Raw genomic sequence first — 13,496 nt, forward strand, 5'->3', positions numbered from 1 at the left:
CGGCCCGCGGAGCGGACGGCGCAAGCGGTGCCGGGTCGGAGCACGGCCGGACGCTAGGAGCAGCCCTTGGCCCGGTCAAGAAGCCGCACCGGCCCGGGGAGAGGTTTCAGCCGCCTGCACCTGGCGACCGGGATCACCGCGTGCTACCAAGGGGCATGCCGGAACGGACTTCGTATGACGCGGTCATCGTCGGTGGCGGGCACAACGGACTGGTGGCCGCCGCCTATCTCGCACGCGCCGGGCGCAGCGTGCTGGTGCTGGAGCGGCTGGACCACACCGGTGGTGCCGCCGTGTCGACCCGGGCGTTCACCGGGATCGACGCCCGGCTGTCCCGCTACTCCTACCTCGTCAGCCTGCTGCCGCCGAAGATCGTGCAGGACCTCGGGCTGCGGTTCGCGGTCCGTAAACGCACCGTCTCCTCCTACACCCCCGCCGTACGCGACGGCCGCCCCACCGGGCTCCTGGTCGGCGGCGGGGAGGCCAGGACCCGTACCGCATTCGCCGAACTCACCGGCTCCGAGCGCGAGTTCACCGCCTGGCAGCGCTTCTACGGCACCACGGCGCGGCTGGCCGAGCGGGTCTTCCCCACGCTGACCGAGCCGCTGCCCACCCGCGCCGAACTCCGCGCGCGGATCGATGACGACGCCACATGGGACGCCCTGTTCGAACGCCCCCTGGGCGAGGTGGTCGAGGAGACCTTCACCGATGACCTGGTCCGCGGGGTGGTGCTCACCGACGCCCTGATCGGCACCTTCGCCACCGCGCACGACGAGTCGCTGCGCCAGAACCGCTGCTTCCTCTACCACGTCATCGGCGGCGGCACCGGCGACTGGGACGTGCCGATCGGCGGGATGGGCGCCCTCACCGACGCGCTGGCCGACGCCGCCCGCCGGGCCGGGGCGGAGATCGTCACCGACTGTGCGGTGACCGGTATCGCGACGGACGGCCGGACCGCGGAGGTGACCTGCGACCAGGGCACCGTCGGCGCCCGCCGGGTCCTGGTCAACGCCGCACCACGGGAGCTGGCCCGTCTCCTGGGCGAGGCGCCGCCGCCACCGGCCGAGGGTGCCCAGCTCAAGGTCAATATGCTGCTCACCCGGCTGCCGCGCCTGCGGGACACCCGGGTGGACCCACGCGAGGCGTTCTCCGGCACCTTCCATATCGCCGAGGGCTACCGCCAGCTGGAGGACGCCTACCAGCAGGCCGCGTCCGGCGGTCTGCCCGCCTCCCCGCCCTCCGAGATCTACTGCCACTCCCTCACCGACCCCTCCATCCTCGGCGCCGACCTGGTCCGCCAGGGCTACCAGACGCTCACCCTGTTCGGTCTGCACGCCCCCGCGCGCCTGTTCACCGCCGATACCGCCGACCACGCAGCCACCCGCGACCGCCTCCTGGCGGCCACCCTCGCCGAACTCGACACCCACCTCGCCGAACCCCTCGCCGACTGCCTGGCCCACGACGCCGACGGCCGCCCCTGCATCGAGGCCCGGTCCCCCCTGGACCTGGACCGTGAACTGGGCCTGCCCGGCGGCAACATCTTCCACCGCGATCTGGCCTTCCCGTACGCGGAGGCCGAGGCCCCCGGGGACACCGCCGCGGCCCGCTGGGGTGTGGCGACCACCCGCTCCAACGTCCTGCTGTGCGGTGCGGGCGCGCCCCGTGGTGGGGGAGTGAGCGGTATCCCGGGCCACAACGCGGCGATGGCGGTGCTGGAGGAGGGGTGAGGGGCGAGCCGTCCCACGCGGAGGGGCAAGTGCCGTAGCAGCGCAAGTTTCTGACGCTGCATCAGAAAATCTCTTCCCTCGTACGGCCCGCTGCGGCATCCTGCGCCCATGCAGACGGAGCTGAGCAACACGCTGGGAGCCGAGCACGCCGTCTTCGGGTTCACACCGTTCCCCGCGGTCGCCGCGGCGATCACCCGGGCCGGCGGGTTCGGGGTGCTCGGGGCGGTCCGCTACACCGCACCGGACGAACTGGCGCGTGACCTCGACTGGATGCAGGAGCACACCGACGGGCTGCCGTACGGGCTCGATGTGGTGATGCCCGCCAAGAAGGTGGCAGGCGTCAGCGAGGCCGAGGTCGAAGCGATGATCCCCGAGGGGCACCGCCGCTTCGTCGCCGAACTACTGGAGAAGCACCGGGTACCCGCGCTCGCGGCGGGCGAGGCGTCCGGCTGGCGGATCACCGGATGGATGGAGGAGGTCGCCCGCACCCAGCTCGATGTGGCCTTCGACTATCCGATCAAGCTGCTCGCCAACGCCCTCGGATCGCCGCCCGCCGATGTCATCCGGCGCGCCCACGACCACGGCGTCCTCGTCGCCGCGCTGGCCGGCAGCCCACGGCACGCCCGGCACCACAAGGACGCCGGTATCGACATCGTCGTCGCCCAGGGGTACGAGGCGGGCGGGCACACCGGCGAGATCGCCACCATGGTGCTCACCCCGGAGGTCGTGGCCGCCGTCGACCCGCTGCCGGTGCTCGCCGCGGGCGGTATCGGCACCGGCGAGCAGATCGCCGCCGGGCTCGCCCTCGGCGCGCAGGGCGTCTGGCTGGGCTCGCTGTGGCTGACCACCGAGGAGGCCCAGCTGCACTCCCGGCGGCTGACCGCGAAACTGCTCGCCGCGGGCCCGGAGGACACCGTCCGCTCCCGCGCCCTGACCGGCAAACCCGCCCGCCAGCTGCGCACCGAGTGGACCGACGCCTGGGACGACCCGAGCGGCCCCGGCACCCTCCCGATGCCGTTGCAGGGCCTGCTGGTCGCCGAGGCCAACTCCCGTATCCAGCGGCATGAGATCGAGCCGCTGCTGGGTACGCCGGTCGGCCAGATCGTCGGCCGGATGAACAGCGAGCGCAGCGTCCAGGCCGTCTTCGACGAGCTGACCCGCGGCTTCGAGCGGGCCATCGACCGGATCAACCGCATCGCCGGACGCGCAGGAACCCGAGGAGGGACAGCGGAATGAGCGAGGAGGACAGCGGTATGAGCAAGGACTCCCCACCGCCCAACGGCTTCTGGGCGCAGGCCGCCGCCGACCCCGGCCGTACGGTCCTGATCACCCCGGACGGCGAGGAGTGGACCGCGGGCCGGCTGCACGCCGCTAGCAACCGGCTGGTGCACGGGCTGCGCGCGGCGGGTCTGACGCGCGGCGACGCCTTCGCCGTGGTCCTCCCCAACGGCGTCGAGTTCCTCACCGCCTACCTCGCCGCGTCCCAGGCCGGTTTCTACCTCGTCCCCGTCAACCACCACCTGGTCGGCCCGGAGATCGCGTGGATCGTGGCCGACTCCGGGGCGAAGGTGCTGATCGCGCACGAACGGTTCGCGGAGGCGGCCCGGCAGGCCGCGGACGAGGCGCGGCTGCCCGCGTCCCACCGCTACGCCGCCGGCCGGATCGACGGCTTCCGGCCGTACGGGCAACTCCTCGACGGGCAGCCGGAGTCCGCGCCCGCCGACCGCACCCTGGGCTGGGTCATGAACTACACCTCGGGCACCACCGGACGCCCGCGCGGCATCCGCCGCCCGCTGCCCGGCACCCCGCCCGAGGACTCCTACCTCGGCGGATTCCTGGCCATCTTCGGCATCAAACCGTTCGACGACAACGTCCATCTGGTCTGCTCGCCGCTCTACCACACGGCCGTCCTGCAATTCGCCGGTGCCTCACTGCACATCGGCCACCGCCTCGTCCTGATGGACAAGTGGACCCCGCAGCGCATGCTCGCCCTGATGGACGAGCAGCGCTGCACCCACACCCATATGGTGCCCACCCAGTTCCACCGGCTGCTCGCCCTGCCGCCGGAGACCCGCGCCGCCTACGACGTGAGCGCGATGCGGCATGCCATCCATGGCGCCGCGCCCTGCCCCGACCACGTCAAACGCGCGATGATCGGCTGGTGGGGCGACTGCGTCGAGGAGTACTACGCGGCGAGCGAGGGCGGCGGCGCCTTCGCGACCGCCGAGGACTGGCTCAAGAAGCCCGGAACGGTCGGCAGGGCCTGGCCGATCAGCGAACTGGCCGTCTTCGACGACGACGGCAACCGGCTGCCCGCGGGCGAACTCGGCACCGTCTACCTGAAGATGAACACCGGCGGCTTCCGCTACCACAAGGACGAGGGCAAGACCCGGCAGAACCGGATCGGCGACTTCTTCACCGTCGGCGACCTCGGCTACCTCGACGAGGACGGCTATCTCTTCCTCCGCGACCGCAAGATCGACATGATCATCTCCGGTGGGGTGAACATCTACCCCGCCGAGATCGAATCCGCCCTGCTCAGCCACCCTGCGGTCGCCGACGCGGCGGCCTTCGGCATCCCGCACGACGACTGGGGCGAGGAGGTCAAGGCCGTCGTCGAACCCGCCGAGGGCCATCCGCCGTCGTCCGCACTGGCCGCGGAGATCCTGGACCACTGCGCACGTCAGCTGGCCGGCTACAAGCGGCCCAAGTCGCTCGACTTCATCGCCGACATGCCGCGCGACCCCAACGGCAAGCTCTACAAGCGCCGGCTGCGGGAACCGTATTGGGAGGGCAGGGAGCGCGCTCTGTAGGAGGGCGGGGACCGTGCCCTGTTACAGGGCTTGGAGCGCGCTCTGTAACAGGCGCACGCCGCGTGCCCGTATGGCGGACGGCGGCCGGTCCGGCTTCCGGGACCGGCCGCCCTCGCCGGACTCTCCGCCCCGGTGCCTTGACCCGCGGTGGGGCGCGGCCCAGGATCGCGCCATGACGCAAGCGCGGAGCAATACGGTCGACGGAGTCCTGCGACGCAGCGCCCGGCGGGTGCCCGGACGGACCGCGGTGCGCTACGCGGACCGGTCCTGGACCTATCGCGAACTGGACGACGCGGTGACCGCCGCGGCCCGGCTGCTGCTGGCCGACGGCCTGGAGCCCGGCGACCGGGTCGCCTCCTACGGCCACAACTCCGATGCGTATCTGATCGGGTTCCTGGCCTGCGCTCGCGCCGGACTGGTGCACGTACCGGTCAACCACAGCCTGACCGGCGAGGATCTGCGCTACCTCCTGGACCAGTCCGGCAGCGTGCTGGTGCTCACCGACGCCGCGCTGGCGCACCGGCTGCCGGATTCCGTACGCGGCATGCCCTTGCACGGGGCGCCGGGAGGGCTGCTGGAACGGCTCGCGGCGGGCGGCGGCGAGCCGGATGCCGCCGGGCCGGATGCGGTGCAGCGGGACGCCGTGGAGCCGGACGCCTCGGCCCCGTTGGCCGAGGTCCCCGACGAGGCCCTCGTCCAGCTCCTCTACACCTCGGGAACCACCGCGCTGCCCAAGGGCGCGATGATGACGCACCGCGCCCTGGTGCACGAGTACACCAGCGCCGTCATCGCCCTCGACCTGAAGGAGACGGACCGGCCGGTGCACTCGCTGCCGCTCTACCACTCGGCGCAGATGCATGTGTTCCTGCTGCCGTATCTGGCGGTGGGCGCGGAGAACACCATCCTGGACGGGCCCGACCCGGGGCGGATCTTCGATCTGGTGGAAGCGGGCCTGGCCGACAGCCTGTTCGCGCCGCCGACCGTATGGATCGCGCTGGCGAACCACCCCGACTTCCCCGTACGGGAGCTGAGCGGGCTGCGCAAGGCCTACTACGGAGCCTCGATCATGCCGGTGCCCGTCCTGGAGCGGCTCCGTGCCCGGCTGCCCGGACTCGCCTTCTACAACTGCTTCGGGCAGAGCGAGATCGGGCCGCTGGCCACCGTGCTCGGCCCCGGAGAGCACGAGGGCCGGATGGACTCCTGCGGGCGCCCGGTGCTGTTCGTCGAGGCGCGGGTAGTGGACGAGGAGGGCCGGGAGGTCCCCGACGGAACCCGGGGCGAGGTCGTCTACCGGTCACCCCAGCTGTGCACCGGCTACTGGGAGAAGCCGGAGGAGACCGCCGAGGCGTTCCGGGACGGCTGGTTCCACTCCGGGGACCTCGCCGTCCGTGACACGGAGGGCTATTTCACGGTGGTCGACCGGGTCAAGGACGTCATCAACTCCGGTGGCGTACTGGTCGCCTCGCGCCAGGTGGAGGACGTGCTCTACGAGCATCCGCAGGTGGCCGAGGTCGCGGTGATCGGGCTGCCGGACGAGCGCTGGATCGAGGCGGTGACCGCGGTGGTCGTACGGCGCGTGGACGGCGTGAGCGGCGGCGCCGAGGTGGGGGAGCAGGAGCTGATCGACGCGGCGCGCGCCCGCCTGGCCCCGTTCAAGGCGCCCAAGCGGGTGATGTTCGTGGACGCGCTGCCGCGCAACGCCAGTGGCAAGGTCCTCAAGCGGGAGCTGCGGGCCCGGTTCGGCGCGCCCTGAGCCGGGCCGCCGACCGGGCACGGCGTGCGTGCAGGGCGACTGTCAGTGCCCCCTGCCATGCTGAGAAACGGTGCGCACAACGCCGTGCCCGCCACGATCCGTGCAACGGAGGTCCCTCCATGCTGACCACCAACTATGTCCCGGGCACCCCGAACTGGCTCGACCTCGGCGCCCCCGACATCGACGCCGCCGTCTCCTTCTACTCCGCCGTGTTCGGCTGGACCTTCCAGTCGGCCGGCCCGGATGCCGGCGGATACGGCTTCTTCCAGCTCGGCGGCGAGACGGTCGGTGCCATCGGCCCGCTGATGGACGAGGGCGCCCGCTCCGCCTGGACGGTGTATTTCCACACCCCCGACGCGGACGCCACGGGCAAGGCGGTGGAGCAGGCCGGCGGCTCGGTGCGCGTCCCGCCGATGGATGTCTTCACCGCCGGCCGGCTGGCCGCCTTCACCGACCCGACGGGCGGCGAGTTCGCCGTATGGCAGCCGGTCGATGTGCCGGGCCTGGAGCGGGTGATGGAGCCGAACGCGCTCTGCTGGACGGAGCTGTACACCACCGACGCGGCAGCGGCGAAGGACTTCTACCGCTCGGTCTTCTCCTGGAGCCATCAGGACATGCCCATGGGCGGCGACGTCATCTACTCCGTCGTGTCCGCACCGGGCGGCGGCGAGGGCGACGACACGGGGCACGGCGGCATCATGCAGCTCCAGGAGGAGAACCTGAAGGCCGGTTCGACCTCGGAGTGGCACCCGTATTTCGGGGTGACCGACTGCGACGCCACCTTCGCCGCGGCCACCGGCCATGGCGCGACGGTACTGATCCCGCCCACCGATGCCCCCGGCGTCGGCCGGCTGGCCATGGTCAAGGACCCGGCCGGCGCCCCGTTCGCCCTGATCAAGGGAGACCCGACCCTGAGCTGAGCCGTCCCGCCGTCGTCCGTCCGTTGCCGCCGGGCCGGGCCCGCTGCCCACACCATGCCTCCGAAAATGCCGGGCCCGCGACGGCCTCCGGCGCCTATGGTCCCCGGGGCGGCGGAACGTATGCCGCATGACGGAGGGAGAGCGGGCGCCACATGGGAGCAGAGCAGCATCAGGAGTGGTGGACGGCTTCAGGAGTCAGGCTGCGCCGGGTCTCCTCCGGTGACGGGCGCGGGAACTGGCTCTTCGTGCCCGGCGGACCGGGGATGGGCTCCGAGTCCCTGCACGGCCTGGTGGCGGCGGCCCAGGTCCCCGGAGCCGCCTGGCTGGTCGATCTGCCCGGCGACGGCTCCAACCGCGGCCTTCCCGCGATTCCGGCCGATCCCTACTCCCACTGGCCGGGCGCTCTGGCGGAGGCCGCGCAGGCGCTGGACGAGGTAGTCATGGTCGGCCACTCCACCGGGGGCATGTTCCTGCTGTCCGTCCCGGAACTCGCGGCACATCTCAGGGGCCTGGCGCTGATCAGCAGCGCACCGCACGCCGGCTGGCGGCCCGCCTTCGCCCGCTACGCCCAGGACCACCCGCTCCCCGGTGTCGACGCCGCAGCCGAGCGCTATGCCCGGCAGCCGGACGACCGGACCCTGCGCGCGCTGACCCTGGCCGCCGCGCCCTGGAACTTCAGCCCGTCCGCGTCCGCCGAGGGCCGGGCGCTCCTTACCGGCCTTCCCTACTGCCATGACGCGGTGGCCTGGGCCGATGCCCATTTCGACGACGACTACCGCGCTCGCTGGACACCACGGGACCTGCCGACCCTGATCGTCAGCGGCGACCGGGACCACATCGTCGACCAGCGGCTCTGGCAGGACGAGCCCGGCTTCCAGGGCCCGCACCTCCTGCACCGCAGGATCGCCGACGCCGGCCACTTCCCGTGGATCGAAAACCCTGAGGCCGTCCGGACGGCCTTCGCCGATTTCGCCGACCGACTCGCCGACCAATTCGCCGACCGACGGGACTCGACGGGCTGAGCAGCCCTCGCCCCGCCGCACCCCGCCCCGCCGGGCGCGGCCACGTGCTCACCCACCGGACACAAGCCCGGCCAGGTGCCGCAGCGAGTTACTGAGATGCTCAGGCCCGAACGGCGGGAAGTGGATGTACTCCCGGATGGCCTGCGGCACCGCCGACCAGTCGTAGGTGAGCGTGACCGCGGTCTCGGACGGGCCGAGCGGCGCAAGGTCATAACGCCAGAGCCAGCCCCCGAACTCCAGCCGGCCGTCGTCCTTCTCCTGCCCCGTCAGCCAGCCCAGGGCGCGCGGCGGGTCGCACACCTGGACCTGATTGGCCACCTGGTAATCACCGTTCGGATGGTTGGAGTGGTACATGTCCATCCGGAAGACCTGCCCCACCTCGGTCAGCGGCGCCCGGTCGACAGCTTCCCGCACCCAGCCGGTGCCATCGATCGCGGAATGCGCCGTCGGGTCCGCCAGCACCGCGAATACCCTGGCGGCGGGCACGGCGACCGTAAGGGTGGCGCTCACGTTCTCCTGGTCCACGGTGTGCACGCTCCTTGTCGTCTCAGCTCGACCTCCCGCAGGCGCGGAAGAGGGACGTGTGGATGTTCCCTCCCTACAGACGACGCGGCGAAGCGGAACTCATCGGTCGGGCCGGGCATCCACGATGCGCTTGATCTTGCCCACCGAGCGCTCCAGGGTCTCCGGGTCGACGATCTCGACCGCGACCGAGACCCCGATGCCGTCCTTGACGCCGCGCGCGACCAGGTCGACGGCCGCCGCGCGCTGGTCAGGGGTCGCCTCCGGCCGGGCCTCGGCGCGTACGGTCAGGTGGTCCATCCGGCCCTCGCGGGTCAGCTTGAGCTGGAAGTGCGGGGCGATGCCGGGGGTGCGCAGCACGATCTCCTCGATCTGTGCGGGGAAGAGGTTGACCCCGCGCAGGATGATCATGTCGTCGCTGCGTCCGGTGATCTTCTCCATCCGGCGGAAGGCGGGGCGGGCGGTGCCGGGCAGCAGCCGGGTCAGATCCCGGGTGCGGTAGCGGATGACCGGCATCGCTTCCTTGGTGAGCGAGGTGAAGACCAGCTCGCCGTGCGCACCGTCCGGCAGCAGCTCGCCGGTGATCGGGTCGACCACCTCCGGGTAGAAGTGGTCCTCCCAGATGTGCAGCCCGTCCTTGGTCTCCACACACTCCTGGGCGACGCCCGGCCCCATGACCTCCGACAGGCCGTATATGTCCACGGCGTCGATCGCGAACCGTTCCTCGATCTCGTGGCGCATCGCCTGGGTCCAGGGCTCGGCGCCGAAGACGCCCACCTGGAGCGAGGTGGTACGGGGATCGATGCCCTGCCGCTCGAACTCGTCCAGCAGGGTGAGCATGTAGGACGGCGTGACCATGATGATCTCGGGGCGGAGGTCCTGGATGATCTGCACCTGGCGGGCGGTCATCCCGCCGGACGCCGGTACGACCGTGCAGCCGAGCCGCTCCGCGCCGTAGTGCGCGCCCAGTCCGCCGGTGAACAGCCCGTAGCCGTAAGCGATATGGACGGTATGGCCGGGCCGCCCGCCGGCCGCGTGGAGGGAGCGGGCGACCACATCCGCCCAGTGCGACAGATCGCGCTCGGTGTAGCCCACGACCGTCGGGCGGCCCGTGGTGCCGCTGGAGGCATGGATACGGCGCACCTTCTCCTTGGGGACGGCGAACATCCCGAAGGGGTACTGGGCGCGCAGATCATCCTTGACGGTGAACGGGAACCGGGCGAGGTCGCCGAGCGAGCGGCAGTCCCGCGGATGCACCCCGGCCCGGTCGAAGGACTCCCGGTAGAACGGGACGTGGTCATAGGCATGCTGCAACGAGGCCCGCAGCCGGGTCAGTTGCAGTGCGCGCAACGCGTCCCCGGAGAGTCGTTCCCCCTCGTCGAACGTCGCACTGCCCGTAGCCGCTTCCGGCATGGAGTTCACCGCCTCGTGTCCCTACCGATCATTCGGTAGCCGCATGCTGAACCAAGTAATCAGCGCGCGGCGAACACGTCAAGGGGCGTGCCGCGGCCGGCTCACGGGTAGCGTCCGGCGCATGAGTGACGTACAGAAAGTGCAGGTCGGTGAGGTCCAGCTGGCATACCGGGTGTGGGGGGAGGAGGACGCGCCCCCGGCCGTGCTGCTGCACTGCCTCGGTGAGGACGGCGAGGACTGGCGTGGCGTGGTCGGCCGGCTCGCCGGGACCCACCGGGTTTTCGCCCTCGACCAGCGCGGCCATGGCCACAGCGACTGGCCGGGCGAGTACGGCTTCGCGCAGTGGCGGGACGATGTGCTCGGCTTCCTCCAGGCGCTCGGTCTGGAGCGGGTGACCCTCATCGGGCACTCGCTGGGCGCGCTGGCCGCCCTGCTGGTGGCCGCGGAGCGCCCGGACCGGGTGGACCGGCTGATCCTGGAAGAGGTGCCGCCGCCGCTGCCCGCCGACCCGCCGCAGGAGGTGCCGGAGCAGCCGGCCGGCCCGCAGTCGTTCGACTGGCAGGCCGAGGCCGCGGTGGTGGCGGAGCGCAACGCACCCGACCCCGCGTGGTGGGACGCGCCGGCGAAGGTCACCGCACCGACCCTGATCATCGGCGGCGGCGAGTCCAGCCATATCCCGCAGCACCACCTCGCCGGCCTGGCCGAGCGGATCCCCGACGCCCGGCTGGTGACGGTGGAGGGGGCCGGTCACCTCGTCCACGAGGAGCGCCCCGGGGAGTTCCTCGCCGCGGTCAACTCGTTCCTCGCGCCGCGCCCGTAACCCTGGGGCACGGGCCCACGGCTGTCCGGTTCGCACCCTGTCGTCACACTTCCGCCCGCCCTCCGGCCGGACGGCGGTAGTTTGACGACAGGGCCGGGCTCGCCGCCGTACGGCCTCCCCGTCCTCCCCTCGGGGACCCCGAGGTTCGAGAAAGGCCGACCGTGCAGCTGACCACCTCGATACGGAGCGCCCTGATCGTCGGCGCCGCCGCGACCGTCCTGCTCACCGGCGTCACCGGGGCCGTCGCGGCGCCGCCCGCGCCGTCGCCCGCCACCACCGCACCGGCCGCCGCCACCGCACCGGCCGCCGCCACCGCGCACTCCCCGTACGGCCAACTCCGGCCACTCGCCGCGCTGTCCGCGGAGCGGCTGGCCACCGCTGATCTGGTGGCCGCGGCGAAATGGGGCACCGGCAGCCCGATCGACGATCCGGCGCGCGAGCGGGAGGTGCTGAACTCGGTGGCGGAACAGGCCCGGCAGCTCGGTGCCGACCCCGCTGCCACGGTGCGGATCTTCCGGGACCAGATCGAGGCCAACAAGGTCGTGCAGCGCGGGCTGCACCGCCGGTGGGACGCGAACCCGGCGCAGGCGCCCACCGAGCGGCCCGACCTCGGTCAGGTGCGCAAGGAGATCAACCGCGTCAACGGCGAGCTGGTCCGGGCCCTCGCCGACTCCCCGTCCGCCCGCTCGGCGCCGTACTGCGCACCGCTGCTGACCGTGGCCGCCGACCGGGTACGTCACGAGCGGCATCTGGACGGGCTGCACACGAGCGCGCTGGCCCGTTCGCTGCGGTCGGTCTGCGGCGGAAACTGAGGCCCGGGGCGGGGGCGGCGGCCCGCCGGGCGCGGCCCCCGGTCAGACCGTCCGCTCAGGCTGTCCGCTCGCCCGCCGCCACGGCCTTCGCCCAGCGGTAGTCCGCCTTGCCGCTGGGCGAACGCCGGATGTGGTCGGCGAAGACCACGGCGCGCGGAATCTTGTAGCCCGCCAGCCGCGTCCGGCAGTGCAGCTGGAGGTCCGCCAGGTCCGGCTCCGCCGCCCCGGCACGGAGCTGGATCACGGCGGCGACACGCTGGCCCCAGCGCTCGTCCGGCACGCCCGCCACCAGCGCGTCATAGACATCCGGATGTGCCTTCAGTGCCTGTTCGACCTCCTCCGGATAGATCTTCTCGCCACCGGAGTTGATGCACTGCGAGCCCCGGCCGAGGACGGTGACGATGCCCCCCTCGTCGACGGTGGCCATATCGCCCAGCAGCACCCACCGGTCGCCGTCCGCCTCGAAGAAGGTCTCGGCGGTCTTCACGGGGTCGTTGTAGTAGCCCAGCGGGACATGCCCGCGCAGCGCGATCCGGCCCACCTCGCCGACCGGCACCGGCTCGTACGTCGCCGGATCCACCACGGCCGTACGGGAGTTGACGCGCAGCCGGAAGCCCTTGTCCGGTCCCGCGTCCTCGGTGGCGGTGCCGTTGAACCCGGATTCGGAGGAGCCGAAGTTGTTCAGCAGCATCACATGCGGGACCAGCGCGCTGAACTGGGCGCGTACCGTCTCGGAGAGGATCGCGCCGGAGCTGCTGACGCTGAACAGCGAGGAGCAGTCGGTGCCCTTGAGCGGCCCGCCGAGCGCGTCGACGAGCGGGCGCAGCATCGCGTCGCCGACCAGGGAGACGCTGGTGACCCGCTCCCGCTCGACGGTCCGCAGCACCTCCTCGGGCACGTACTTGCGGTGAATGACGACCTTCTGGCCGAAGTGGAAGGCGATGAACGCGGTGAGCGTGGAGGTGCCGTGCATCAGCGGGGGAGCGGGGAAGAAGACCAGGCCGTCGCCGCCGGCCGCGACCCGTTCTGCCAGCTCCTGTGGCCGCCTGACCGGTTCACCGGTCGGTGCCCCGCCGCCCATCCCGGAGAAGAAGATGTCCTCGTGGCGCCACATCACGCCCTTGGGCAGGCCGGTGGTGCCGCCGGTGTAGATGACGATCCGGTCGTCGGCGGAGCGCGGGCCGAAGCCGCGTGCGGGGGAGCCGGCGGCCTCGGCGTCCGCGAGCGCGACGGGGGCGATCCGGGGCTCGGGAGCGCCGTCGGGCGGGGTGCCGACCCGGACGAGATGACGTAAGCCGGGTGCCTGGGGGAGGGTGGCGGCCACCCGCGCGGTGAACTCCGCGTCGAACACCAGCGCCGCCAGATCCGCGTCCCGGTAGAGGTAGGCCAACTCCTCTTCCACATAGCGGTAGTTGACGTTGACCGGGACTGCGCGGATCTTCAGGCAGGCGTAGACGGCCTGGAGATATTCGATGCCGTTGTAGAGGTGCAGTCCGACGTGCCGGCCGGGGCCGATGCCGTGATCGGCGAGGTGGTGGGCCAGGCGGTTGGCCGCCCGGTCCAGCTCCGCGTACGTCAGCCGCCGCTCCGCGCCGGTCCCGGGGTGGTCGACGTACACCAGCGCCTCGCGGTCGGGGACCGTGTCGACGATCGACTCGAAGAGGTCGGCAAGGTTGTACTCCACGTCTCCTCCAGAC

11 protein-coding genes are annotated in these 13,496 nt (G+C 72.1%); 8 read left to right on the plus strand and 3 right to left on the minus strand.

Annotated elements, in window-relative coordinates; genetic code table 11:
• The first annotated feature begins 155 nt into the window (after positions 1–155).
• The 6 genes from STRTU_RS31220 (at position 156) to STRTU_RS31245 (ending at position 8,232) form a co-directional block, all read left to right on the plus strand.
• Positions 156–1,724 (plus strand): phytoene desaturase family protein, encoded by a 1,569-nt coding sequence (locus tag STRTU_RS31220; RefSeq protein WP_159748371.1) that lies wholly within the window; start codon positions 156–158, stop codon positions 1,722–1,724.
• Between the two features lie 108 nt (positions 1,725–1,832).
• Positions 1,833–2,960: an NAD(P)H-dependent flavin oxidoreductase gene (locus tag STRTU_RS31225; RefSeq protein WP_159748373.1), complete on the plus strand. Its 1,128-nt coding sequence runs from the start codon at positions 1,833–1,835 to the stop codon at positions 2,958–2,960.
• A gap of 17 nt (positions 2,961–2,977) precedes the next feature.
• Entirely contained in the window at positions 2,978–4,537 is a 1,560-nt protein-coding gene (locus STRTU_RS31230) for an acyl-CoA synthetase (protein ID WP_159749766.1), read from the plus strand.
• Between the two features lie 172 nt (positions 4,538–4,709).
• Positions 4,710–6,290 (plus strand): acyl-CoA synthetase, encoded by a 1,581-nt coding sequence (locus STRTU_RS31235; protein ID WP_159748375.1) that lies wholly within the window; start codon positions 4,710–4,712, stop codon positions 6,288–6,290.
• Between the two features lie 119 nt (positions 6,291–6,409).
• Complete coding sequence (locus STRTU_RS31240) at positions 6,410–7,210, plus strand: VOC family protein (protein WP_159748377.1); 801 nt, start codon at positions 6,410–6,412, stop codon at positions 7,208–7,210.
• A gap of 152 nt (positions 7,211–7,362) precedes the next feature.
• A complete protein-coding gene (locus STRTU_RS31245; protein ID WP_159748379.1) occupies positions 7,363–8,232 on the plus strand; it encodes an alpha/beta fold hydrolase in 870 nt (289 codons plus the stop codon).
• A 48-nt stretch (positions 8,233–8,280) separates the two neighbouring features.
• Here the strand turns inward: STRTU_RS31245 and STRTU_RS31250 are convergent, their stop codons facing one another.
• A complete protein-coding gene (locus tag STRTU_RS31250) occupies positions 8,281–8,757 on the minus strand; it encodes an SRPBCC family protein (RefSeq protein ID WP_218039345.1) in 477 nt (158 codons plus the stop codon).
• Between the two features lie 99 nt (positions 8,758–8,856).
• Entirely contained in the window at positions 8,857–10,167 is a 1,311-nt protein-coding gene (gene paaK / locus STRTU_RS31255) for a phenylacetate--CoA ligase PaaK (RefSeq protein ID WP_159749768.1), read from the minus strand.
• Positions 10,168–10,288: 121 nt separating this feature from the next.
• Here paaK and STRTU_RS31260 point away from each other — a divergent pair, with 121 nt between their 5' ends.
• Entirely contained in the window at positions 10,289–10,987 is a 699-nt protein-coding gene (locus tag STRTU_RS31260; RefSeq protein ID WP_159748383.1) for an alpha/beta fold hydrolase, read from the plus strand.
• Between the two features lie 161 nt (positions 10,988–11,148).
• A complete protein-coding gene (locus tag STRTU_RS31265) occupies positions 11,149–11,799 on the plus strand; it encodes a chorismate mutase (protein WP_159748385.1) in 651 nt (216 codons plus the stop codon).
• A gap of 55 nt (positions 11,800–11,854) precedes the next feature.
• Here STRTU_RS31265 and STRTU_RS31270 read toward each other — a convergent pair whose 3' ends face one another.
• Entirely contained in the window at positions 11,855–13,483 is a 1,629-nt protein-coding gene (locus STRTU_RS31270; protein ID WP_159748387.1) for an acyl-CoA synthetase, read from the minus strand.
• Positions 13,484–13,496 lie beyond the last annotated feature (13 nt).

The organism is Streptomyces tubercidicus, from assembly GCF_027497495.1.
Taxonomy (GTDB): Bacteria; Actinomycetota; Actinomycetes; order Streptomycetales; family Streptomycetaceae; genus Streptomyces; species Streptomyces tubercidicus.